Origin of the sequence: Cellulophaga sp. RHA19 (assembly GCF_002813425.1) — a bacterium.
Classification (GTDB): Bacteria; Bacteroidota; Bacteroidia; order Flavobacteriales; family Flavobacteriaceae; genus Cellulophaga.
The window spans coordinates 1,073,926-1,099,785 of record NZ_PHUL01000001.1 but is presented as its reverse complement, the minus strand read 5'-3'; the positions used below and the strand labels follow the sequence as shown (position 1 = coordinate 1,099,785).

At 33.1% G+C, this 25,860-nt stretch carries 17 protein-coding genes; 11 read left to right on the top strand and 6 right to left on the bottom strand.

Annotation, left to right across the window (positions count from 1 at the left end):
• Positions 1-4: 4 nt before the first annotated feature.
• Genes AX016_RS04735 through AX016_RS04725 form a run of 3 tightly spaced genes read right to left on the bottom strand, consistent with a single transcriptional unit; the run spans position 5 to position 2,652 of the window.
• Entirely contained in the window at positions 5-772 is a 768-nt protein-coding gene (locus tag AX016_RS04735; RefSeq protein ID WP_100894519.1) for an enoyl-CoA hydratase/isomerase family protein, read from the bottom strand.
• 31 nt (positions 773-803) lie between these two features.
• A complete protein-coding gene (locus AX016_RS04730) occupies positions 804-2,138 on the bottom strand; it encodes an MATE family efflux transporter (RefSeq protein WP_100896803.1) in 1,335 nt (444 codons plus the stop codon).
• A gap of 13 nt (positions 2,139-2,151) precedes the next feature.
• The gene (locus AX016_RS04725; RefSeq protein WP_100894518.1) at positions 2,152-2,652 is read right to left on the bottom strand and encodes a GNAT family N-acetyltransferase; all 501 of its coding nucleotides are present in this window, start codon (positions 2,650-2,652) and stop codon (positions 2,152-2,154) included.
• A 128-nt stretch (positions 2,653-2,780) separates the two neighbouring features.
• Between AX016_RS04725 and AX016_RS04720 the strand changes: the two genes are divergently transcribed.
• Complete coding sequence (locus AX016_RS04720) at positions 2,781-3,584, top strand: universal stress protein (RefSeq protein ID WP_100894517.1); 804 nt, start codon at positions 2,781-2,783, stop codon at positions 3,582-3,584.
• 98 nt (positions 3,585-3,682) lie between these two features.
• Here AX016_RS04720 and AX016_RS04715 read toward each other — a convergent pair whose 3' ends face one another.
• Positions 3,683-4,555, bottom strand: coding sequence for an AraC family transcriptional regulator (locus AX016_RS04715; protein WP_100894516.1), 873 nt, complete (start codon positions 4,553-4,555; stop codon positions 3,683-3,685).
• A gap of 259 nt (positions 4,556-4,814) precedes the next feature.
• Here AX016_RS04715 and AX016_RS04710 point away from each other — a divergent pair, with 259 nt between their 5' ends.
• From AX016_RS04710 to AX016_RS04680, 7 genes are all read left to right on the top strand, one after another.
• Entirely contained in the window at positions 4,815-7,898 is a 3,084-nt protein-coding gene (locus tag AX016_RS04710) for a SusC/RagA family TonB-linked outer membrane protein (protein WP_100894515.1), read from the top strand.
• Positions 7,899-7,910: 12 nt separating this feature from the next.
• Positions 7,911-9,446 carry a RagB/SusD family nutrient uptake outer membrane protein gene (locus AX016_RS04705; protein ID WP_232732598.1) on the top strand — a complete coding sequence of 512 codons (1,536 nt, stop codon included), beginning with the start codon at positions 7,911-7,913 and terminating at the stop codon, positions 9,444-9,446.
• 11 nt (positions 9,447-9,457) lie between these two features.
• Positions 9,458-11,155, top strand: coding sequence for a hypothetical protein (locus AX016_RS04700; RefSeq protein ID WP_100894513.1), 1,698 nt, complete (start codon positions 9,458-9,460; stop codon positions 11,153-11,155).
• 58 nt (positions 11,156-11,213) lie between these two features.
• Positions 11,214-12,731, top strand: coding sequence for a hypothetical protein (locus AX016_RS04695; protein WP_100894512.1), 1,518 nt, complete (start codon positions 11,214-11,216; stop codon positions 12,729-12,731).
• Between the two features lie 64 nt (positions 12,732-12,795).
• Positions 12,796-13,842 carry a glycoside hydrolase family 130 protein gene (locus tag AX016_RS04690; RefSeq protein ID WP_100894511.1) on the top strand — a complete coding sequence of 349 codons (1,047 nt, stop codon included), beginning with the start codon at positions 12,796-12,798 and terminating at the stop codon, positions 13,840-13,842.
• Positions 13,835-15,379: a hypothetical protein gene (locus AX016_RS04685; protein WP_100894510.1), complete on the top strand. Its 1,545-nt coding sequence runs from the start codon at positions 13,835-13,837 to the stop codon at positions 15,377-15,379. The genes AX016_RS04690 and AX016_RS04685 overlap by 8 nt, the downstream gene beginning before the upstream one ends.
• A 3-nt stretch (positions 15,380-15,382) precedes the next feature.
• Positions 15,383-17,020 (top strand): sodium:solute symporter, encoded by a 1,638-nt coding sequence (locus tag AX016_RS04680; RefSeq protein WP_100894509.1) that lies wholly within the window; start codon positions 15,383-15,385, stop codon positions 17,018-17,020.
• A gap of 77 nt (positions 17,021-17,097) precedes the next feature.
• On the opposite strand, the gene AX016_RS04675 is transcribed toward AX016_RS04680, so the two are convergent.
• Positions 17,098-18,249, bottom strand: coding sequence for a response regulator (locus tag AX016_RS04675; protein WP_100894508.1), 1,152 nt, complete (start codon positions 18,247-18,249; stop codon positions 17,098-17,100).
• A gap of 213 nt (positions 18,250-18,462) precedes the next feature.
• Between AX016_RS04675 and AX016_RS04670 the strand changes: the two genes are divergently transcribed.
• The 3 genes from AX016_RS04670 to AX016_RS04660 are packed head-to-tail and all read left to right on the top strand — an operon-like array spanning position 18,463 to position 24,303.
• On the top strand, positions 18,463-21,549 hold the full coding sequence (locus AX016_RS04670) for a hypothetical protein (RefSeq protein WP_100894507.1): 3,087 nt from the start codon (positions 18,463-18,465) through the stop codon (positions 21,547-21,549).
• Between the two features lie 4 nt (positions 21,550-21,553).
• Positions 21,554-22,783, top strand: coding sequence for an Ig-like domain-containing protein (locus AX016_RS04665; protein WP_157811086.1), 1,230 nt, complete (start codon positions 21,554-21,556; stop codon positions 22,781-22,783).
• On the top strand, positions 22,780-24,303 hold the full coding sequence (locus AX016_RS04660; RefSeq protein WP_100894505.1) for a glycoside hydrolase family 2 TIM barrel-domain containing protein: 1,524 nt from the start codon (positions 22,780-22,782) through the stop codon (positions 24,301-24,303). Before AX016_RS04665 ends, AX016_RS04660 begins: the two co-directional genes overlap by 4 nt.
• A gap of 54 nt (positions 24,304-24,357) precedes the next feature.
• Here the strand turns inward: AX016_RS04660 and AX016_RS04655 are convergent, their stop codons facing one another.
• Positions 24,358-25,629 carry a glycosyltransferase gene (locus tag AX016_RS04655; RefSeq protein WP_100894504.1) on the bottom strand — a complete coding sequence of 424 codons (1,272 nt, stop codon included), beginning with the start codon at positions 25,627-25,629 and terminating at the stop codon, positions 24,358-24,360.
• Positions 25,630-25,860 lie beyond the last annotated feature (231 nt).

Here is a 25,860-nt window from a genome sequence, read left to right as displayed (position 1 = left end):
AAAACTATTTTCTATATTTTGATAATGCATTTTTTGTAAAATTAGACAAAACCAATTTACCAGAAACAGTAGCACGTTCTTGTAACAAACTATCCCAATTCTCTGTTCCTTCCCATAAAATTGATTTCATTTCTTGTAAAGCCTCTGGATTGTATGATGCTAATTTTTCTGCAAAAATTTCAATCTCTTTATCCATCTCTTTAATAGATCCAAAAACTTTAGCAAACAAACCTTTATCTTTTGCCCAATAAGCACTTTGCCAATCTGTAGCCGCCAAAGAAAGTTCTGCTAAACCGCTTTTACCAACTTTACGTTCTACAGCTGGTGCAATTACAAAAGGACCAATACCTATAGATAACTCAGAGAGTTTTATAGATGCCGCTTCTGTAGCAAAAGCATAGTCACAAGCAGCTGCCAAACCAACGCCTCCGCCAACTGTTTTGCCTTGTATACGACCCACAATTAGTTTTTTACACTTGCGCATTGCATTAATAACATTTGCAAAACCACTAAAAAATTGTTGTCCTTCTTCTAAATTAGTTACTTCCATTAACTCGTCAAAAGAAGCACCTGCACAAAAAGCTTTTTCACCTTCAGACTTTAAAATGATTACAGATACAGCCGTATCATCAGATAATTTCTGAATCTCTTTTGTTAATCTATCTAACAATTCTGCTACAAAAGAATTACTAGCCGGATGACCAAATTCTATTGTTGCCACTTTATTATCTATATTGGTATATAAACTACCGTTTGCTCTTGTTGTACCCATAAAAGTGTTTTATGTTGTGTAAAATTCAAAATTACGTTTTTTGTAAGAGTGGACGAAACTTTGTGTTAAATTTAACCACCAGTGCTCCGCCTCTTATTAGCATCCAAACCACAAAAGACAGCCAAATTCCCGTAAAGCCCCAACCTAGCTCTTTACTTAGGTATAACATAGGTACAAAACCTAAAAATGTAGCATCTAAAAGCGTATCTCTTAGGTATTTCATTTCCCCTAAGCCTTTAAAAAGTCCATCAAAAACAAAAGCTATTGCATTAATAGGTAAGCTTAGTATTATGATATAAAAAACTGAATAAAATGTATCTAAAGCCACTTGCTCATTAGAAAAAATTTGTCCTATAGGGTGATAAAAAACAAAGCCCAAAACCACCAAAACTAAACTAACTGTTACTCCGTACTGAAGAATTTTTTTAGCCAACAGCCAAAGGTTATTATAATCTTTCGCCCCTAACAATTTACCTCCTAAAATATTACCTGCAGCGCCATAACCGTCTATAAAAAAAGCAGAAAACAACCATACATTTATAGCTATTGTGTGGGCACCAATAAACCTATCTCCTAGATCTGTGGCCTCGCGCACGGCTAATATTAACGCTATGTTTAAAGACAATGCACGCACAAATAAATTTAAACTCATAACCACCAAACGCCCTAATTCTGGGTGCAACGGAAAGCGTAACTTTAAACTAATATCTGTTTTTAAAATAAGTAAAAAGAATGCTATTATTGCCATTACTGCTTGTGATAGTAAACTTGCCCAAGCCGCACCATCTAAATACATAGGGTCTAAAATACCTTCTACACCGTAAACAAAAATATAATCTAAAAAAATATTTAAAAAAGCACCTATTAAAGCTATTACCATTGGCCAGCTTGTGTTTTGCAAACCTCTAAAAATACCCATCACAGCAAACGTAAATAGTGTTAACGGAAAACCCCAAACCCTAATACCGTAGTAAGACACGCAAAACTCTAAAATTTTGCCCTTTGCCTTAAAAAACACAAATATTTCTTCTATTACAAAAACAGTAGAAAGTAGAATTACAACACTTAATAAAATATTAAAAAAAATAGCCTGCACTGGTAATGTTTTAACCTCTGCCAATTTACCAGCTCCTAAATACTGAGAAATTATGGCAGATATAGCACTTCTGGTTTGTCCTAAAACCCAAATAAGCATAGACAAAAAAGACCCCACAATACCTGCTGCTGCAAGAGATTCTAGTCCGTAGTTAGGAATATTACCTACTATAGCAGCGTCTGTAATAGAAAGCAATGGCTCAGATATACCTGCAATTGTAGCAGGTATTGCTAGTTTGTTTATATTTTTAAGATTTACAATTTTATTCAAAAAAAAAATAGCTTTATAAAACAAGTTCAAAACAATGAAAAGGGTGTTCACTTTGTTTAGGAAAAAATATATCTCCTAATTGTTTGTAACCTCTGGTTTGGTAAAAATTTACATTGCGTTTATTTACACTAAAAGTATCTAACCGTACAGATACAAAGTCATTATTTTTAGCATATTCCTCTGCAAAATTCATCATTTTTTGCGCATACCCTTTACCCTGTAGTTCTGGATGCACAGACAACCTATGTATGTATAAATTAGCATCATTTTTAGTGAGCCACTTAATAGGAACATATTCACTATCCATATGGGTAGACAATACAATGGTTCCCGCAATTTTTTCATCAACCTCTAAAACATATAATTCTTCTTGGACAATATCATTTAAAAAAGCTTGTTTACTTGGGTAGTGCTCGTTCCACTGGTAAATGCCATTTTTAATCATAAAAGCAGCACAAGCCTTTGTAACAGTAAGAATTTTGTCTATTTCTGATTTTTTTGCGAGACGAATCATTGGAGGTATAAATTAAATTGTAAATTTAGAGTATAAAATACAACTGATAAAATGTGCTGGTATTTTTAATACGTCTTTAACCAAGACTAAATGCACATATAATAACCTAATTAAACTCAAAATAAAAAATGAAGAATATATTGGTTCCTATAGGAACATCTACAGAAAGTCATGAAACATTACAATACGCCGTAGATTTTGCTAAAAATTTTGATGCAACCATTTATGTAATGGAAGTTTTTAATGTTATTTCTGCTGGCGCTGGTAGTTTAGCCAATGCTACAGATAAGATTGAAAAAAACAACAGAGAACAATTGTTAGATGTTGTTAATAAGGTTGATAAAAAAGGAACTGAAATTAAAATTGCAACTTACCAAGGGGATATTATTGCTGGTCTTAAAAAAATTGACAAGCAGTTTTTAGGAATAGATTTAATAATTATGGCTCCTAGAAGTAATGATGTTAACGAGGGTAATTACCTTGGCAACACTTCTGGTAAAATTATTAAAAAAACAGATATACCTACATTAATAGTACCTGTAGGCTATGTTTTTAAGCCTGTAACATCTATACTTACAGCTTTTAAATCTGGTATTTTAAAGCGCAAAAGAATACTTAACCCATTAATTACTATTAAAAAACAGTTTAATAGTGCCGTTAACTTATTATTGGTTAAAACGCCTGGCTATACAGATGATGATTTAAAAGTAGATACCGCATTATTAGATATTAGTTCTAAAATGACACTTACAGAAAATGTAACTACTTACCACGGCGTATTAGAGCATTTTTTAACTAAACAACCAGATATGTTGTGTGTGTTTAGAAGAAAAAGAGGCTTTTTTAAGAAGTTATGGGAAAAGAATACCATTTCTAAATCAGAGTTTTTTGCCCCTGTACCTGTATTGGTTTTAAGCGTTAAAAAAGACTAAGGTTTTTTAAATAATTACATACAAAACCCCTTTACTAAATGTAAAGGGGTTTGTTGTTTTATATAAAATTGAATTGCTTCACCTAAAGTAAGAACCCGCTAATGCTTAGTTATTAACTTCTGCTGGTCTCTAAAATAACTTGGCGTGTAGCCCATTTTGCGTTTAAAGGTTCTATTAAAGTTAGATATGTTGTTAAAACCACTATCAAAACAAATTTCGTTTATAGAGCGCTCTGTTTCTATAAGCAACCTTGCCGCATGGCCCAAGCGCAAATCACTAACATAGTCAGAGAATGATGAATTTGTACTTTTTTTAAAAAAATGACTAAATGCAGACTCAGACATATTTACCAAACTTGCCACATCTTTTAATGGTATTTTTTGGTGCAAATTTTCTTTAATATAATTGTTTACTTTTTCTATTCTACGGCTCTTATGCATAGTGTAGTGGTCTACATAGGAGTGTGACGCTAACATTTTTGTACTGCGTGCAATAGATAAATCATACAAAATAGATAAAAAATTAAGAAGCGAATCAAAATCCTGAGACTCTGACAAACGCAATATTTTGGGCTTTAAAACCGCAATAGTTTCTTTAGAAAATAAAATACCTCTTTTAGATTTTTCTAATAGGTCTCTAATAGGCAACATTAACTTTCTGTTTAATGCCAACTCTGACAAAAACTTTTCATGAAATTGTACTGTTACCACATGTGCTTTTGTATTCTCGTCTACACCTGTCCATGCATGTGGTGTGTTAGGCCCTACCAAGACCAAATCATTATCTACATACTCCTGTATAGAGTCTCCAATAATTCTTTTTCCTGATGAATTTAAAACTAAATTAAGTTCTAATTCTGGATGAAAATGTATAGGAAAATCAAACTTAGCAGAATGATGGTTTAATACAATGAAGAAATCATCTTCACATATAGGCACTAACTCCCTTAAAATACGCGCTTCTTTATTCATAATAGTATCATATTATATTTCCACAAAATAAAGCTTCAATAATAGTAAAATGTAAATAAATGACTACATTTTTTATCAAATTAAATAAAAATAACCCAATTTTCAATCATAAAAGTCAATAATAATTCATTGTATAACTACAATAACAACCTTAAATTCATATTAGTATCACTATTTAACATCATTTACAAAATTTAAGTTAATGTTATGTTATTATTTTGTAAACAACTTAATTACTAACTAAAAAATTCATGAACTAATGAAATATGAGTTTCAAAAAAGTATGATTTTTATTGTTTTCTTAATTTTTAGCTTCTATGGAGTTGCACAAATTAAGGTAACCGGAACAGTAAAATCTAACGACGGAGTTCCTTTACTTGGTGTTACCATAATGGAGCAGGGTTCTAGCACAAACGGAACCACTACAGATTTTGACGGAAACTTTGCTCTTGAAGTTGACAGTGCAAAAGACGTACTTGTAATTTCTTATATTGGCTTTGTTACTAAAACGATTTCGATACCAGAAAATAAAAATGTATCTGTTATATTAGAAGAGGATTTAGAGCAACTATCAGAGGTTGTTGTTGTAGGTTACGGCTCTGTTAAAAAGAGTGATGTTACTGGTTCTGTTACTTCGGTAGAAATGGACAACATACCTTCTAAACCAGCCAATTCTATTGATGGTTTATTACAAGGTCAGGTTGCAGGTGTGCAAGTAACTACACCATCAGACAATCCTGGCGCTGGCGCTGTTATTAGAATTAGAGGTGGCAGCTCTTTACGCGGCGGTAACGATCCGCTTGTTGTTGTAGATGGCTTTCCTATTGGTTATGCAGGTGATTTAAAACAAATTTCTCCACAAGATATTGCCTCTATGGAGGTGCTTAAAGATGCTTCTGCTTCTGCAATTTACGGTTCTAGAGGTGCCAATGGTGTTATTATGATTACTACCAAAAAAGGCGCTAAACATACTACAGAGGTTACTGTTTCTCAGCAAAACACATATTCTAGTTTTACATCAGACCTTAACCTTTGGAGAGATCCTGTTTTAATGGCAGAGCTAAGTAACGAAAGCAGAACTAACGGTGGTTTTACTCCTATTTATATTGGTGCAAAAGATGCAAATGGTGTGTATTACCCATCTGTGAGCGAGCTTAAAAATGGAAGTTGGGCATACAATACACGTTGGGATGATGTTGTTTTTCGTGACCCGGTATCTAATAACACAAATATTGCTGTACGTAGCCAAACAGATCGCACACAGTTTAGCTTAAGTACTACGTATTACACTAATGAAGGTGTTTACATTAATAATGATTATGAAAAACTAAACATTAATTTAAATGTAATTCATAAAATATATAATGACAAGGTAACTATTGGAGGTAATGTTATTTACTCTAAAGGAAACCAAAATAACAATAATGATTTAGCATACTGGCGTAATCCTATTTTCCCTATTTATGAAGATGGTAACCCTATTAACGACTACTTTTTAGCAGGCTCACAAGATTACTCACATCCTATTGCCTTAGTAGAAAATAGAACTAATAAAAACGAATTTTTAGATTTTATAGGTTCTGCATTTATAGAGATTGATTTTACAAAAACGTTAAAATTAAAAACTCAGGTTAACCATAAATACGGGCGCTCTATTACAGATTATTACAATCCTAAAATTTATACTCAAGACGGTACTTTTAACAATGGTTCTGGCGGTGTTAATAATTGGGAAAATACAGAAACTGTTGCAGAGACTTTTTTAACGTATAACAACACATATGGTAATAAGCACAATTTTACAGCAATGGGTGGTTTCTCTTACCAAGGGTATGAGGCCAGAACGTCTGACCTGAAAGCGTATGATTTTTTAAATGAAGCTTTAGGCAATGGCAACCTTGCTGCTGGTAACCCAGAAAAACAGTCTGTAGCCAATGGCTTATCTGAAACTGTTATGTACTCTGGTATTGGTCGTTTAAACTATGGTTATGATGATAAATACCTTGCTACATTTACAGTACGTACAGATGGTTCTTCAAAATTTGGAGAAAACAACCAATGGGCATTATTCCCTTCTGGAGCATTAGGATGGAAAATACACAAAGAAGATTTTATTCGTAACCTAAATGTTTTTGATGAGTTTAAACTACGTGCTAGTTACGGTATCTCTGGTAACCAAGGTATTTCTCCTTACTTAATTAATAGTAGATACGGACAAGACCAATACTACGTTAATGGCCGTTGGCAAACAACAATTGGCCCTGGTTATGTAGTTGGACAAGATAGTCAAAGTGGTAAAAAAACCTGGGGCGGTATTCCTAATCCAGATTTAAAATGGGAAACTACAGAACAATTTAATATTGGTGCAGATGTTGCATTTTTTAACAACAGATTAAAAGTTACTGCAGATTACTACAAAAAACACACCTCAGATTTATTACGTGAGCGTTTGCTTTCTCCTTCTTCTTCTTATGATAAAATGTGGGTTAACGATGGTGAAATAGAAAACCAAGGTGTAGAAGTTACTATAGATGGTACTATGGTTAACAAAGAAGATTGGGGACTAAACGGAATGTTTATTTTTTCTAGAAACAAAAACAAGGTTGTAAGCTTAGGAGATGCTGTGTCTTCTGGTTTAAATACTGATGCTTTAACTGGCATTAAATATGAGTTCTCTGGAAACCAAGTTGAAGCTTTCCGTGCTATACCAAATATTTTAGCCGTTGGGCAACCTATAAATGTTTTTTATGGCTACAAAGTAGATGGTATTGTACAGTCTAGAGCCCAAGGTTTGGCAGCTGGCTTAACAGGAGACCTAGCAGAACCAGGAGAATTTAAGTATGTAGACTTAAATGAAGACGGAGTTATAGATGAAAATGACCGTACCATAATTGGTAATCCTAATCCAGATTTTATAGCAAGTTTAAACCTTAATGGTCGCTATAAAAACTTTGATTTTTCTCTTTTCTTTAATGGTAGTTTTGGTCAAGATATTTTTAACACTAAAGCTTTTAGTGAACCCGGAAATACACCGTTACGCTGGACACAAGATAACACTACAAACAATTACCCTAGCTTAAGAGATGGTCGTACACTTTACATGTCAGATTATTTTATAGAAAAAGGAAGCTTTGTTCGCTTACAAAACCTTTCTATTGGCTACAACATAACAAACTTAAATACGGCTTGGTTTAAAAAAGGTAGAGTTTTTATGAACGGAACAAACCTATTCACCATAACAGATTTTAATGGTTATGACCCTGAACTAGGCGGAGATGGCATTTACTGGGGTGGCTACCCTAAGTTAAGAAACTGGACTTTAGGCGTAGAACTAACCTTTTAAATTCAGTTAAAAATGAAAACATTTACAATAATAAACGAATTGAAAATGAAGCACTTTAAAAAATTAATAGTAGGGTTGGCACTTGTTGCTGGTGTTACTTCTTGTGAGAGCTTAGATGTAGAGCCTACTGGTTTTTATTCTGATGAAAATTTCTATAAAACTATTGAAGATGCAGAGGCATCTATTTTATATGCTTACGATGCACTTACACTTGTTAGTTATGCACCTGTTACGTATTATTTTACAGAATTAGCATCAGACAATTGTGTTGTTAAGGCAGACGAAGGTGCAGATGCACAAGCATTTGTAAACTGGGAAGTTACTGCACAAAACCAATTACTAACACAGTACTACAGATCTATATATATTGCAGTAAACCGTGCAAATGCAGTAATAGAAAATATAGAAGGCAAAGGTTTTAATCCAGAAGATGAAAAACGCATACTTGGCGAAGCTTTATTTTTAAGAGCATACAACCACTTTAATGCTATAAAAGCTTTTGGTTTAGCTCCATTACAAAAATCTTTGATAGATAAATTAGATGAAACCACAGCTACATTGCCTGCAGATATGCAAGAGGTATATGCGTTTTTAATAGACGATTTAACTAGAGCTATAGACAATTTAGAAGTAAACAGAGTTACTGGGCGTGCAGATAAGGTTGCCGCACAAGCACTACTTTCTAAAGTATACTTATTTGCTGCTTCTGCTAAAGAAAATGGAGTTCCTAAATACAATACTATTACAGAAAGTGTAGACAATTTATACGCAAAATCTGCAGAATACGCAGCTATGGTTTTAAACAACCAAGGAGAATATAGTCACGACACTGATCTTCAAAATATTTATAATGTTGACTCTCCTAACGGACCAGAACATATTTTTATATTATCATTAGACAGGTCTGGCACAGAAGAAGGAGATTACTCTAAACTATCTAAATACTTTATTCCTTATATAGATGGGGCTACAGTTTATCTAAAAAACACAGACGATACTTTTTCTCCAACACATGACGGGTGGAGTGTTTTTCAGACTACAGATAAACTATTCACTTCTTATGAAGCTGAAGACAAACGTAAAACAGATTTATTTGTTTCAGAAATTTATAATCAAGATGGTGTCCCTATAGGCTCTGTTGCAGATGGCACTGTAATTTATCCGTTTACAAGAAAATACATAGATCCTTTATTTGAGGGTGATAAAACAAGCACAAGACCATACTTAATTCGTTACTCAGACATACAATTGGTTTATGCAGAAGCTACTGCTAATGCAGATGGTTTAGTACAATACAATCAAATTAGAAGCAGAGCAAACGCTACAGAGCTAGCTAGTATTGGTGGCTTATCTAAAGCAGATTTTAGAAAATTAGTTGTAGCAGAACGCCAAAGAGAACTTGCTTACGAAGGTGACCGTCTGTGGGACCTTAGACGTACAAACACAGTACAAAGCAATGTAACCAATGCCGCTGGTTTATCTCCAGAAGCAGTTGCTTTTTATCCTATTCCACAACGTGAAATAGACTTAAACCCTAACATCAACTAAACTAAAGCGCAATGAAAAAATTAAATAACATATACTTTGTAGTGTTGGCACTATTTTTTGTAGCCTGTACAGATAATCCTCTAGAAGATGTAGAAGGTACAGATTGGCAAAAAGAACGCAATGTGGTTTCTATTTTACTAGAAGGTCAAATAGGAACAGCTATTATAGAACGTAATTTTGATGATGCAAAAATTAAAATTTACGCTAAAACCGAAAACATTGCAGATTTATCTAAGGTAGAGATTAAAAATATTGAGCTTTCTTACGGTGCAAGTTCTGCAAATGAAAAGGGTACAACATTAGATTTAAGTAGTGGCACAACTACCATCTCTGTTGCATCTGGAGCTGGCAATAGTTTAGATTGGGAGGTTACAATGCTTCCTTTTAAGTCCGACTTAGAAGGTACTTGGTACATTGGTGATGTGCGTATGTATTGCGATATGTTTACTTGGGAAAGCTGGGGCTGGGAAAAGAATGAAAGTATGTTTGGTTACTTAACAGAATTAAACCCAGAGCTAGACAACAAAATTACTTTTACTGTAGAAGGTGCAGATGCTAAAGGAAATCCTTTTGGTAATTATGAGCATAACGCTGGTAATGACGGTTCTTTTGGTAGTTACTCAGATGCCGGTAAAGGATGGAACTTTAATTCTAGATTCAGAAAAATACCAACTGGTAATGGTACTTGGTTAAGAGATTTTGAACGTAACAAAGTAATTATTACCGATGCAAACAAAGTAGAGCATGAACTAGATTTAGAGCTACTAACTGCAACTAACGAGGTTAATTTAAAAACTGAAGTTCCTTATTTAGCCGAAAATTTTAGCTGGACAGATACTGACTGGAGTTTTGAAGAACTAGCTCATATGTCTAAATTAACTTGGTATACACTAACAAAAGAACGTGTAATACAAACGGGCAATAGCATTACGGGCTTAACTGTTGCAAACCAAATAGGCGATACAGAAATAAATACAGATACTAAAGAAGTTACGGTTACCATTGCAGATAATGGCACAGATATTTCTGCTATAGAACTTACTAGCTTAAACGTATCTTATGCAGCTACATCAGACACTAATATTGGTAGCACTTTAAATTTCTCTACAGGTAATTCTACTACAATAAATGTTACTTCAGAAACAGGGGAAAGTGCTATGTGGACCATTAAATTAAAAATAGATTTTGATCCCGGAAGCGTATCTATTGCAGGTACTTGGAATATTGCTGAAATTGGAGTTTACTGTGATATGTTTACCTGGGAAAGCTGGGGTTGGGAGAAAACGGAACTTTTAAATAATTACCTACCTAGTGCAGGTAAAGAGCTAGACAACACCATATCATTTATTGTAGAAGGCAAAAATGGAGACAACCCTTACGGAACGTTTGAAAACAACGCTGGTACTGATGGCGAGTACGGAGATTTTGTTTCTGATGATACTACTTGGCCAGAAACAGAATTTAATTCTAGGTTTAGAAAAGTCCCTACTGGTACAGGAACTTGGGAACTTGTTGGTGACACAGTAACTATTACAGATAGCGAAGGAGCTGTATTTGTTTTAACACTAGAAATTAATTCTGAAACCGAAATTGCTATAAGCTCAGAAGTAGAGTATTTATCTGAGTTGTATAATTGGACAGACACAAACTATAATTACGAAGAAACAGCACATATGTCTAAAAAAATGTGGTACAACTTAAGTAAATAATAGATCATCAATTTGATTATAAAAATTAAGGAGATACAACAATACTAAAAATAAAAATATGAGACTTAAAAATATATTCGCCGCTGTGCTACCTATGCTACTTGTTGCTGCAAGTTGTGATGATGATGAACCTGCATTTACTTCCGTAGAAAAAAATAGAGAAGTTGTAATTACTGAAGAATTGGTTTCTACAAACTTTGTTGGTAACGGTGCACAATGGGGTGGTTATGATATGGTACCAACTTGGTTAGGTACAGAAACACTTAGTGATGCAGATTGGAACACTTTATTTAGTCGTATAGATTTTATGCGCCCTCCGTTTTTAAGAATTGTAACCAACTCTGGCTGGTCTTATGATAATGATGGTGTGTATGACGAGACCACAAAGACACTATCACTCTTTAAAATGCTAGACTATGCTAAAGATCGTAATATAGAAATTACGTATGGCGAATGGGGACACAGTTCCGTAGGCGACATTAGCACTATAGATATGGATTGGATTGAAAAATCTGTGAAATTCTTAAATCATTTAGTAAACGAAAAAGGGTATACCAATATTAAAACAATAAACATTATTAATGAGCCTAATGGCGACTGGTCTAGCACTAAAGGAGATTACAACATTTGGAAAAATGTACAGCTAGCTTATTTAGAAGAAATGAAAAACTACAGCTTAACAGACATAAAAGTTATGGGGCCAGATATTGCTGTTTTTAATACTGCTAGCCAAACAGATTGGTTAACAAAAACAGAAGCAGATTTGGGTGACAATGTTGGCTTGTATGACATTCACGTATACCCACAACAACAACTAATTCGCAATGGTGAATTTGCACAAATGCTTAACGCTTACAAAAAAATAACTCCGGCAGACAAGCGTATTGTGTTGGGTGAAATTGGATTTAAATACACAGAGGTAGACGCAGAACTAAAATTACAAAACGAAGAAGCTATTGCTAACGACCCATATGCTGGTGAAGATTCTAATATGATGATTTATAAAGCTTTTTATGGCATAGATATGGCAGATGCTTTAATACAAGCAATGAGAGAAGGCTACTCTGGTTCTTTAGTATGGAATATGGACGATGCTATGTACAACAGCCCAGACAACGGAGATTACCAGTCTGATAAATTAAAACGTTGGGGATTTTGGAACATTTTAGGCGAAGAGCACACTGGTAATGCTAGTGATGAAAACATTAGACCTTACTTTTACCCAGTTTCATTACTTACACGCTTTTTTCCTGCTGGCAGTGACATTTATAACGTAGAACTACCTAATAAAAAAGGATTACGCGCCGTAGTAGGCACATACAATGGCAAACAAACAATTGCGATTGTAAACTCGCACTATTCTACATATGAGCTAAAATTAAAATCGGACTTTCTAGGTACTTTAACAGCTAATAAATACAGCTATAAATCTAATGCAGATGGCTCTTTTGTTGGCAAAGTAGATGAAAATGGTTTTGCTACTCCAATAGAAAACAACACAGAATTAAACTTTACAAGTGGTGTAAATATGACCTTAGAAGGAGAGTCTTTTATACTATTTACAAATATGGAGTAAGCCAAAAACTAAAGTTTAAAAAATCAATCAAAAATAATTTACAAATAAGGAAATAAAAATTAGTATGAATACTGTAGAACAAAAAAAAACAGGATTATTACGTCTTAAAAAACATCAAAACAACCCAGTATTAAGTCCAAACCCAGAAAACGATTGGGAAAGCTTAGTAGTGTGTAACCCTGGTGTTTGGTATGAAGATGGTACATTTTATATGCTATACAGAGCCGCTGGTAATGACGTAGAACACCAAATACGTTTTGGTTTAGCTACCAGTACAGATGGCGTAAACTTTACACGCACCTCTAACCAGCCTGTTTTTAGCCCTAGCACAGACGGTCCAGATATGGGTGCAGTAGAAGATCCTAGAATTGTAAAATTTGGAGATGAATTTTATGTAACCTATGCCTACAGACCTCACCCTCCTGGACAATACTGGAACTTTGACCATGATGAAATTTTATTGCCACAATGTGATGCCGATGCTCCGTTGGTTTTAAAAAATAACATTGCAAACTCTGGCTTACTTTTAACCAAAGATTTTAAAAACTACAGACGTTTAGGAAGAATTACACAAAGTAATTTAGATGACAGGGATGTTATTATTTTTCCAGAAAAAATAAACGGAAAATTTGCAATGTTGCATAGACCAAAAGAATGGATCGGTGAAGAATACGGTTGTGACAAACCATCTATTTGGCTTCGCTTTTCTGACGATTTAATGGTTTGGGAAGAACCAAGCACATTATTGTTAGCAGGAATAAATGGCACTTGGGAAGAAAAAATTGGCGGTAGCACACCTCCTTTAAAAACTAAAGATGGTTGGCTAATTATATACCATGGTGTAGAAAATGGCGGACTAGGATATTACCGTGTTGGCGCAGCTCTTTTAGACCTAGAAGATCCTACAATTGTAAAGTCTAGGCTAACAAATTGGATTATGGAGCCAGAGCATGATTATGAAATTGAAGGCTTTTACAAAGGCTGTGTTTTTCCAACAGGAAATATGATTATTGATGATACTTTATATGTATATTATGGTGCTGCAGACAAGTACGTTGGTCTTGCAACTTGTAATATTGATGAATTATTAAACGAATTAAAAAATGCTTAAAAAGCAACTATTTAATTACATTTTACTTCTCCTTTTTTTGCCGTTAGCATCTTGCCAAACGGTAAAAAAAGATGAGTTGGTTAAAATTGAAGCCGATAAAGTTATTTCTAATGAGTTTATTGGCAATGGTGTAGAGTGGTCTGCGTATCCACACGCAGATGCAGATGATGCAGAATGGGGCTTATTAATGACTAATAAAAAATGGGAAACTGTTTTTAAAAGGTTAGATTATATGAAGCCAAAAATTGTTAGGGTATTAGACCAAGCAAATTGGAGATACCTAGAGGGTATAGACAAAGATGGCAACCCAATTCTTAATTTTGAAAATCAAGAAATGCAAGCTTTATACAAGCTGCTAGACTATTGTGAAAAAAACGACATTAAAGTTATTCTAGGTGAATGGGGACAACCGTATAAAGTACATGACACCCATTTAAAAATGCAAGATGCATTTACCGGAGCCACAGACCCTAAGTGGCTAAATAGTATTGCAGAACACCTAAACTACCTTGTTAATACAAAAGGGTATACTTGTATTAACTATTACAATTTGGTGAATGAACCAAACGGTTATTGGTCTTCTGTAGATGGCAATTGGGGCGAATGGAAACTTGGTGTTAAAAAACTAGACAGTGCTTTTTTATCAAAAAAACTAAAAACGCCAGTAAAAGTTATTGGTCCAGACGCTACTCCTTTTAATAATGAGAAATCTAAATACACGGGTGAAGAGTGGGCTAAAGAAGCGGTATTACAATTAAATGATGTTTTAGCTGCTTATGATGTTCATGATTACCCAACAAAAGAATTTGTACGCTCTGGTGATTTTGAAAAACACTACACTAAAATGATTTCTTTTGCCGATAGCGTTGCAAAAAAACCTTTTATTTTAGGTGAAATAGGTTTTGAAAAATATGTAGACGAAAATATAAAAAGATACGAGGCTGATGAGTTTGCTAGTCCAGATAGTCAATTATCTGTTTACGATTATGATTACGGTGTAGATATGGCAGATGTTTTAGTACAGTCTATGAACAGCGGTTTTGATGCTGTTATTGCATGGGGTTTAGATGATGCAATGCATACAAATGGTGATACAGGTGAAAAAAATCAGCTTAAAAAATGGGGAATGTGGAACATTCTTGGCAAAGAACTAACTGGTGATGCTAAAGAAGAAGCCATTAGACCTTGGTTTTACACCTGGGCTTTATTAACACGGTATTTTTCAAACGATATGAAAATTGTAAAAACTACTGGGTTAAAATTAGATAAAGTACGCATGGTTGCCGGCTGGTCTACTACTAATCATATTACATTTTCAATTGTAAATAATAGTAACAAAGAAGCTACATTTTCTTTAGATACTAAAAATCTTAAAAACAAAAGCTTTAAAAAGTATATCTATAGTGAAAACAACAGACCTGTAGACAATAATAACTTTCCTAAAGCCGTACAAACTAATTTAAGTTTTACTACAAATGCAGAGCAAATAACAATACCTGCAAAAAGCGTATTACTTTACACAACATACAACTATTAATTTATGAGTAATTTAAGTTATATAGACCTTACGGTTCTTGTTCTTTATATTGTTTTTATAATATGGTGGGCTTTAAAAAACGGTAAGAGTAACGATTCTGACGCTTATTTTTTAGCTGGCAGAAACTTAACTTGGCCAATGGTTGGGTTGTCTTTGTTTGCCGCAAGCGTATCTAGTTCTACTTTAATGGGACATTCTGGTGAAGGCTTTATTAGTGGTATTGCAGTGTTTAACTACAACTGGATATCTGTATTAATAATGGTGTTTTTTGCTATGTTCTTTTTACCTTTCTACATAAAATCTGGAATTTTTACAATGCCAGAATTTTTAGAGCGCAGGTTTGATGGTAAATCAAGAACCTACTTTTCTTTTATTACAATTATTGGTAACGTTTTTTTAGATGCCGCTGCAACACTATACACAGGAGCCTTAATTATTAAAATGATTTTTCCGGAAGTAGAAATCATCTGGATTATTATAGGTATGGCTGCCGTAGCCGGTAGTTATACAATTATTGGTGGTTTATCTTCTGCAATAAATGCAGATATGATACAGGCTGCTGTGTTAATTATTGGTTCTTCAATTTTATCGTTTTACGCTATTAGCAATATTGGTGGTTGGGAATCTTTTATAGATAAATTTAATGATGGTGTTTGGCTAAAATTAACCAGACCTTTAGACGACCCAACCGTACCTTGGTTAGGAATGTGGGTTGGGATACCTATACTTGGATTTTACTTTTGGGCCAACAACCAAGTTATGGTACAACGTGTTTTATCTGCAAAATCTATAGACCACGGTAGAAAAGGTGTTTTACTAGTAGGCTTTTTATACCTATTTACGTTATTTATATTTATTGTGCCTGGATTAATTGCGCGTGGCATAAACCTATTTGGAGTAGAAAATTTACCACATGAGTTAATTAGTGGTATAGAGTTAAAAGAAAAATATGGTATTAATACAGACCAAGTATACCCTAGACTAATTGTAAAATTATTGCCCGTTGGTTTAATTGGTATTATTTTATCTGCAATGATATCTGCCCTAACCTCTACCTTAAGTGCTACCTTAAGTTCTGTATCTACTCTTTTTACAATGGATTTTTACAGTAAAATTGATAAAAATGCAAGTAGCGCCAAAAAGGTAAAAGTTGGTAAAATTACAGCCGTAATCACATTAATAATTGCGGTTATTTGGGCACCTTATATTCAAAGTTTTGATTCACTTATTGCTTATTACCAAGAAATAGTTTCTTATTTAGCACCACCAATTGTTGGTACATTTTTTATAGGCTTGTTCTGGAAAAGAGCTAATGCAAAAGGTGCTTTTAGCGGTTTAATGGCTGGCTTAGTTGTTGCTGCAACAATTATGACACTAAAGTACATTTTAGACGTTAAAATAGATATACACTTTTTACTATTAGCGCCAGTATTACTACTTATTAGTTTAGTTGTATCTGTAGTTGTTAGTTTGGCTACTGCACCACCACCTGCAGATAAGGTTAAAGCAAACACATGGACTAAACAAATTTGGATAGATGAAACCAAGGAGTTAAAAGGTATTGTTTGGTATAAAAATTTTAGAGTACAAGCTATTTTGTTAGTTATAGCTTGCTTTGTTATGTATGGCTTATTTTATTAAGAAAGTCTAAGTTTAGTTAATTAAAAATCCCACATCATTACAATGTGGGATTTTTTTAGTTAGAAGAGAACCTTAACCTAAACTTCATAACTTTTATTTCCGTAGTGCATTCTAATCTGCGCTAACTGACCAACAATTTTAATAGAGTCTTTCATAGATAATTTAGAACCGTCTGCGTGTATCCATCTTTTTAATGGTTGTTCGCAAATTAACTGTTGCACATTATCTTTTCCGTATTTCTTTTTCATACGCATAAAGATCTCTACATCAAACAACCAACGTGTAATAAACTTTTTATTAAACATTGTAGTTGCTATTTCTCTATCCATTATTTTAGCACCACACTGTGTATCTTTAAATGGCATTTTTAATATATTTTGAATAATAAGGTTTATTGTTTTACTTATTATTTTACGTGCAGATTCTTTTGTTATATCTGCTCCCATTCTGCTAATTCTAGATCCGCTTACAATTTTATAATCAGAGCTTTCAATTGTTTTTACTAAATCGTCAAAATCTGTAAAATCTGTAGATAAATCTGCATCTAAATACCCTATATAATCAAACTGAGGATCTTTAGCTAAATGCAAAACTCCTTGACGAACAGCTTCCGCCTTACCTCCATTTTTTTCGCAATTATATACGCTTATGGTGTTTTCACTATCTTTTCTTAATTCTTCTAAAACTTCTAAAGTATTATCTGTACTACCATCGTTTACAAAACACAAATGGTATCCTAAGTTTTTCTGTGCAAAGTCTTTAAATTCTTTACTAGACAACCTATCTGCTTCATTGTAACAAGGTATAACAACACCTACGCAGTTTTTCTGAAGCATTTGTCCGCCTTCTACTTTTGCTACTGACTCAGCTTGTGTAGGAGCGCCAACAATACGTTTAACACGTGCAGCAACTTCTTCTAAACTTACTGGCTTCTTCATATAGTCATCTATACCAAGATTAAATCCATCTAAAATAATATCTTCGTCTGTATTACCAGACATTATCATTATGGCAGTTTTAGAATTATTTTTAATGTGTTTTACCACATCTAAACCACTCATATCTGGCATATTAATATCTACAATTACTAAATCTGGATTAAAAGAATTAAATACTTTTATACCATCAGCTCCAGAACTTGCAGTTTCTACTTGATATCCTAAATCAGTTAATTTCTTCTCTACAGAAAGTAAAATTAATTGTTGATCATCAATAGCTAAAATTTTCATAGGTTAAGGTTTTATGTTTGGGTAAAAAGTCATAGTTATTATTATAACTTCCTGGCACAAAGGTACATTACACATACAACTAAAAAACTGAAGAAGAGGTCAATAACCGATTGCTGTAGACGAATGGTTTTAAAAGTGAGATAACATACATTATTTATAATACAACATTATGTTTATCTTTATCTTGTTTTATATTCTTACAGGTTAAAATTTATGAAGAGAACCAATATTTTATTAATATTAGCTCTTATTGTTGGTGTTGCATTTCATGGGTCTAGTATTTTCTTTACGTTAGAGAATACCTATGACGCGTTAATTCACCTATTTTTTGCAGACCACTACGCTAATAGTTGGTTTGAGCCTTGGGATTTTAGATGGTATACTGGTTTTACAGTGCAAGCATACCCACCTTTAGTACACCAATTAATAGGTCTATTATCTTACATAGGTGGCTTAAAATTTGGGATGTTTACTGTTGCAATGTTAGCAATTATTCTGTTTATTACAGGAGCCTATAGGTTTGGCTTACTTATTACTGCCAATAGAAGAGTTGCTGGTTACACTGCATTACTAGCCGTATTTTCTTCTACTTTTATTGAAACCCTACATATTTTTGGACAACTGCCCAGTATTATGGGGCTATCTATATTACTACACAGTATACCTGAGATATATTTATGGATTAAAGAAGGTAAAATAAGGTACCTGGTTACAAGTTTATCTTTAATTGCAGTTACTGTAACATCACACCATGTTACTCCTATTTTTGGAATGGTCTTTTTTATATTCCCTTTAATTGGTATGGTGATAATGGACACTGCCAAAGACAAAGTAAAAGACACTAAAGCGGTACATTTAAAAACATTTATTTGGGCCTTTAAAAAGCTCTTCTGGCGTATTGTAATATTTGGATTTTCATCATTATTACTTATCATATTTTGTATTTTACCATATTGGGTAAACTCTAAAAAAAATCCAATAACTCAGGTTCCTATTCCACATGGCTCTAGAGATAATTTTTTAGAAGTATTATCTTCTGGACTGGTGTTTTTTATGATTCCTTGGGGTATTTTACTCTTTATACTGCCTTATATATTTTATAGGTTTTACAGTAAAAGATATCTTTTCTTTGGTTTATCTTTTACAATGCTTACCATTTTAGGAACTGGCGGTACAACACCAATACCATTAAAGTTGTTAGGAGAAACTGCTTTTAATATTTTAACCTTAGACCGGTTTACACTTTGGGCTACAATTATGGCTTTACCCATATTTGGCGAGTTTGCATATAGGATGATAGAGGGCGACCTAAAAACCAACATACAAAAGCGCTTTGGTGCTGTTTACCACAGAATTGTAGGGGGCTTTTTTATGGTAGGCATATTATTTATGGTCATTTTTACAATGAGTTTGGGTTATTTTAGACCGTCACAACCTGCAAAAATTAAAATGCTGCCTATTGTAAACTTTTTAAATCAGGATCAGCATGATCATTGGCGCTACTTAACACTTGGCTTTGGAGACCAAATGGCTTGGTTATCTGCACAAACAAAAGCAATGACTGTAGATGGTAATTACCACTCTGCACGGCGACTCCCAGAGCTAACAACAAGAGCTATAGAGCGCTTAGAGAATTCAAAATTTAGAGGTGTAGAAGGTATTGGCTCATTACAACAGTTTTTAACTGTGCCAGAAAAATATAATTTAAAATATATTTTCTCTAACGATAAGTTCTACGATCCCATTTTATACTTTTCTGGTTGGCAACGATTACAACAACTAGAAAACGGAATAATGGTTTGGGAAAAGCTAAATGTACCACCAATACCTGCAATTATACCTAAAGAAGACGTGCCAACTTTTTTAAAAATAATGTGGAGCACCATACCTCTTTTAACAATTTTACTTGCCTTTATCATTAATATTCAAATGGTATGGTATAGGACACTAAAATCTAAAAAATTAGCATTACCATCTTACTTAAAGTATAAAATAGAATATACTAAATTCTCTAGAGGCTTAGTAACTATTAACCATATATGGGCTGGTATTGTTATTATATGTTTAGCCTACGGCGGATATTTATTTTACGCAGAAAACAGTACTCAACTTTCTGCTAAAAACGTTGTTACGGCTTATTATGATGCAGTAGATTTTAAAGAGTTTGAAAGGGCTTTCTCATACATTAATCCAGATGATGATGTTAGCCTTTCTCAATACATGTTAGAGATTTCTGTTACAGATGGTATTTTAAGTTCTTATGCTAAGTTAGATTCTATTGGTATATCATTTGTAAACAAAACAAAAAATAGTGCTAAAGTAAAAGTAGACACTAGGTGGATTACCCCTTTAGATGCAGTAGAAAAAACATTTTATCACACGGTAAAAAAGAAAAAAAATAAATGGTATTTAAGCGTTTCTAAGTTAGATAATGATTTACCGCCAGACCAATTGTTTACAGACAATGCTACTACGTTTTTTAATCATGGTAGGCGTAAAATAACTACAGAACAAACACACCATGAAGATGTGCTAAAACAACCTGTTTTAGAAATATTAACTGCTAAATTGATACAATACAATGGCAGGTACAGTATTATTGGTCAAATACAAAATGTAGACAATGTACCATCTGATGTTGTAATAAAAGGAACTTTATATAACGATAAAAATAAAGAACTAGCAAATTACAACGCTAAAGACAATATTAAACATAAATTAATGCCTAAAGAAATTACGGCTTTTAAAATTAATTTTGAAGGTATAGCTTGGTCTTCTACACAAGATACTTTGCCTCCAACATTTAACCCAGATGAGTTTACACCTATTAATTTAGAAGAAATACCCACTAAGTTTAACTTACAATGCGCAGGTAATGTTGCAAACACAGATTTATACAAAAAACTATCCTTGCAGGAGTTACAATTTAACAATGGAAAAATGACGGGTACGTTATTCAATTCTGGTGTGCAAGAAGTAACAATACCTCAGCTCTTAATTGCATACTATAACAAAGACAAAAAACTAATTTGGATAGATCATAATTTCTTATCTGAAGGTGTACGTATACAAAGAAAACAATCTTTTAACTACGACTTGCTAAACCTTAGTAAGCTTAAAGTTATTAGTGATGATATGACCAATTGTTTTGTGAACGGTTCTCCTAATATAGAAATAGCAAAAAAAATGTTTCCCGATAGAAAACTAGACCATATAATAGATCAGCTACAGGAACAAAAAGGAGATGGTTTTAATTTTATAAGACTAGAGGTTAACAGCTATATTGGAAATCCTAAATAAAATTTTGAAGCATTATATACACATATTAATACTAGTAATTTTCTGCTGTAGTTGCAGTAAAAAAGAGGCGCCTAAAAAACAAGATAATAGCAACATTTTGTTTACAGAGTTAACTAGTAAAAAAAGATACTCAGTTACAGATAGCATTGTTTTAAAATTTTCTGCTAGCAAGGATAACAATGCTGTTTTAGTGATTAAAAATGCATATGGATTAACTGTTGTTTTACCCAAAAAAGAGAAAGAAAATATAACTTTTAAGATCCCTGAAAGTTTTACAAAAATTGCTAGTAATTTACATTGGCGACTGGTTTTAGACACGCACACAAAATTAAGCGGAACTATACGTATTTTACCTAGTGCTGAAAAAAAACCGAAGCTAGAAACATACTTAGGCCCTAGAAGTATTATTGCTGGCGGTAACGATTTTTCAATGCTTGTAAATGCTCCTACAGATAAGTATGATAACCCTTTGGTTTCTGGCACTAAGGTGGCTATAAAACATCAGTTTAAAAAAAATGTAACCGTAGATACTTTAAAGGTTAAAAACTTAGTGGCTTGGACCAATATTTTTTCGCCTAAAAAAACAGGTCGTATTTTAATAACATCCTTAGTAGACAGCACAAAATCTAAGGAATTAACCTCTGTAATTTTACCAGATAATGCTGCCGATTTTTCTGTAGATTATAGTAGAAACCACGAGTACGCAGATGGCAACCAAATTATAACATTTACAACATCTACAATAAAAGATAATCACGGCAATATTGTAAGTGATGGTACTTTAGTTCTTTTTACTGCCAAAAATAGCGAAGGCAGATTGCTACAAACAAATGGCACAACTATAAATGGTGTAGCTATTGCAAAACTACTACACCCATCTAAAGAAGAGTATTGGACAATTACAGCTTACGTAACCGGAGCTGCAAAAAGCAAACCTATTACCGTAGAGTTTAACTCCGCTGTTAAAGATTATAACATACAATTATCTGCAAATAACAGAACAATTACCATTGGACCTATAGAAAGTTTTATGCAGCAATTTGTGCCAGATGGGCTAGCTGTTACAGCAACTATTTATAGTGCAGATAAAACTTTATTAAACACTAAAAAAACAACATCTTTAAAAGGTGTTGCCACATTTAATTTTGATAAAGCTTTTTTTAAACCTGGTATTTATACCATTAAAATTGAAGCAGCAGGCATAGTTAAAAACAAAGTTGTTACCTTAAAATGAAGATAAACAAAATTATATATCGAGCACTTTTATTAATCTCATTTATTGTATTAAATGGGTTAATACTAGTTGGTATTAGCGCCATGTTGTCTTACTTAAACACAGGAGCAGACAGAACTACTATTTTACATATAGAACAGAATTTTGAAGAAACATATTCTCCTAAAATTATATGGAACAACATTACCAACGAAGGCAGACCAATTGAAGACCAGACCTTAAATGCTATAGAAAATGATTATAAAAATGCGTGGAATGTTCGCAATATTGCCTTAGCAACAAATAACATGTATGGTGTAGATGATTTTTACACTACAAGTGCTAGAGCAAAAATAGATAGTATTATTTCATTAAACATCAAAAATAACACTACGCTAATTACTACATCTATACAACATAACCCAACTATAGATTTTTACAGTGCTGACGGAAAACTTGTAGTGTTTACAGACAATAAAGCAGAACAATACAATGAAGTTTACAGTAATAAAAACTTAATAAGTAGTTTTAACAGTGCTCCAAGTTACAAAGTAATGATGCTTTTAGAAGACGGATTTTGGCGCATAAGACACTTGGAAGAATTAGAGCAAAAAAACGATAGCCTAGAAAGTGTTTCTAAACTAAAACAGAAGGTTGCAAAAAAAATGTCTGGCATAAATTACTATCCCAAAAATACACCCTGGGATATGTTTGGTAAAAAGTTTGACACTGTAACTCTAAAAAAAGATTTTGCTCTAATACAAAGCTTAAAGTTAAACACTATTAGAATTTTTGTCCCCTATGAGGCTTTTGGAAAAGCTACGGTAGATACTAAAAAACTAATGCAATTAGAGCAAACTTTAGATATTGCACAACAACACAAATTAAAAGTAATAGTTACTTTGTTTGATTTTTATGGCAATTATGACGTGCAAGATTGGACACTAACTCATAGACATGCAGAACAAATTGTAAATACATTAAAAAACCACCCTGCATTGGTTGCTTGGGATATAAAAAACGAGCCCGATTTAGATTTTGAATCCAGAGGAAAACCAAAAGTTATGGCTTGGTTAAAAGAAATGATTAAGAACATTAAAAAATGGGACTCTAAAACAAATATAACTGTAGGTTGGTCTAGTACAGAAGCTGCAGAAAACTTAGTTAAAGAAGTAGACTTTGTATCTTTTCACTACTATAAAAAACCCGAAGATTTTTTAAATTCATTTAAAGTATTAAAAAATAAAAGTGAAGGTAAAGAATTGGTTTTACAAGAATATGGCTACTCATCATATAGTGGTATTTGGAATTTTTACTCAGGATCTAACGATGCCCAAGCAGACTATTATAAAGAAATGCAAGGGTATGTGGCACAAGAAAATATTCCGTTTGTATTATGGACTTTATATGATTTTGAAACTATACCAACTGCCGTAGTAGGTAGGTTGCCTTGGCGTAAAAGCCAACAAAAGCATTTTGGTTTATTTAGTGCAGAAGGCAAACCAAAAAAAGCATTAGACTATATTAAACCTAAAAAGTAAAAGGGAAACAGCTAACCATACTGTTCCCCTTTTTTGGCTTAACCTCACCATAATTTATTTTACTAAAAGCTCTACTGCTTCTCTTTCTTTCTCCATCTCTCTTTCTTTTTCTCTTTCTGCTATAATAGTATCAATACTTATGTCTCCAGTTTTAGCCATTTGTATTGCTGTAAAGTAATCTACATACATCTGTGTAATATCAGACATTGGTAAAGAACATGCTGCTTTGTAATTTGTTCTACTTAACTCTTCTCTATACTCATCATACGTAATAATATTTTCTATAGCATCTGCTAAAGACTCTGCAGATTCTGGGTTAAAAAACTCACCTTTATATCCTTCTTCTTTTACCAAAATACTAAGATCTCCTAAATCTGGTAACGCAACTGCTTTACCGTAACTACCTGCTTGGTGTAATACTCCAGAACTACCCGTTGTAGAGGTGTAAGGAAAAACAACCACTGCACTATCATTAAAAATAACAGGTACATCTTCTTCTGCAACATAACCAGTAAACCTTAATTGGTCTACGTGCTTATATTTTTCGCTCACTTCATTTAAATAACCTGGTGTGTTTGGGCTATCTGTACCTGCTATTACTATTTCTATATCTTGTTTTGTTCGCTGACGAATAATCTCTACAGCATCAATTAAAATTTCTACTTTTTTATAAGTTCCAAATTTCCCAAAAGCCATTACTTGCTTTGCTCCTTTTGGCAATTTGTATGTTGGCTCTGGTGGAGTTTCAAAAGCTCCATGAGGAATTAAAGCTACATTTCTAGAGTTATACTTACCTTCTAAAATTGTTTTGTATTTGCTTATTGTTACTGCTAAAATATCAGATGATAAAACCACTTTTGTTAATGATGCTCCTATAAAATTATAAGCTCTCTTTAAAAAACTATTTTTAGTGATACCTGCATTTTCTAAATCTACCTGTTCTAATATATTGTGTAATAAAGATATTGTTGGTATTCCTTTTAACTTACATATTAATGGTAACATTAAACCTAACGCAGCTGGGACTTTTTTATCTCCAAATTTTAAAAACTGAAGATTAAATAAAACTGCGTCTGGCTTAGTGTCTGCAATTGCACCCATAATACCAAAAACATTTTTGTAGCTATTAAAATTCCAGCATTCTTTAACTGTAATTTTACAACCATCTTCAGTAAAAGAAAGGTCTTTGGCTTCTTTGGTTTTGTCTGTAATTAAAACTATTTCAGTTACTTCTTTTTGTAGTCTAAAATGTTTTACCAAGTGGTATCCGTATTCTGTTAAAGTTACTTTACTTGGCGGGTATGCTGTTACAATTGCTAATTTCATAAGGTTAAGTTTTACTATTTGCTTGGGTTAAATTTCTTATACAAATATCCATCTTAAACCCTTATTTAATAGGTGATTAGAGATGAGATGACAATTACTGTAGATGAATGGGAAGTGTCCTGAGGTTAAAGAAAATAAAGGAAAAATTACCTGAGACGAATGGTAATTGTTAAAAAAGGAAATAAGTGAAAAATAAGCTTTTTCTGTATTTTATTGTAGTCTGTCTACAAA

Coding starts and splice junctions, on each gene's coding strand:
- AX016_RS04715 (WP_100894516.1), bottom strand. CDS start 4,555: ATGAATAAAGAAGCGCGTATTTTAAGGGAGTTAGTGCCTATATGTGAA.
- AX016_RS04710 (WP_100894515.1), top strand. CDS start 4,815: ATGAAATATGAGTTTCAAAAAAGTATGATTTTTATTGTTTTCTTAATT.
- AX016_RS04725 (WP_100894518.1), bottom strand. CDS start 2,652: ATGATTCGTCTCGCAAAAAAATCAGAAATAGACAAAATTCTTACTGTT.
- AX016_RS04655 (WP_100894504.1), bottom strand. CDS start 25,629: ATGAAATTAGCAATTGTAACAGCATACCCGCCAAGTAAAGTAACTTTA.
- AX016_RS04705 (WP_232732598.1), top strand. CDS start 7,911: ATGAAAACATTTACAATAATAAACGAATTGAAAATGAAGCACTTTAAA.
- AX016_RS04675 (WP_100894508.1), bottom strand. CDS start 18,249: ATGAAAATTTTAGCTATTGATGATCAACAATTAATTTTACTTTCTGTA.
- AX016_RS04720 (WP_100894517.1), top strand. CDS start 2,781: ATGAAGAATATATTGGTTCCTATAGGAACATCTACAGAAAGTCATGAA.
- AX016_RS04685 (WP_100894510.1), top strand. CDS start 13,835: ATGCTTAAAAAGCAACTATTTAATTACATTTTACTTCTCCTTTTTTTG.
- AX016_RS04680 (WP_100894509.1), top strand. CDS start 15,383: ATGAGTAATTTAAGTTATATAGACCTTACGGTTCTTGTTCTTTATATT.
- AX016_RS04700 (WP_100894513.1), top strand. CDS start 9,458: ATGAAAAAATTAAATAACATATACTTTGTAGTGTTGGCACTATTTTTT.
- AX016_RS04735 (WP_100894519.1), bottom strand. CDS start 772: ATGGGTACAACAAGAGCAAACGGTAGTTTATATACCAATATAGATAAT.
- AX016_RS04695 (WP_100894512.1), top strand. CDS start 11,214: ATGAGACTTAAAAATATATTCGCCGCTGTGCTACCTATGCTACTTGTT.
- AX016_RS04660 (WP_100894505.1), top strand. CDS start 22,780: ATGAAGATAAACAAAATTATATATCGAGCACTTTTATTAATCTCATTT.
- AX016_RS04670 (WP_100894507.1), top strand. CDS start 18,463: ATGAAGAGAACCAATATTTTATTAATATTAGCTCTTATTGTTGGTGTT.
- AX016_RS04690 (WP_100894511.1), top strand. CDS start 12,796: ATGAATACTGTAGAACAAAAAAAAACAGGATTATTACGTCTTAAAAAA.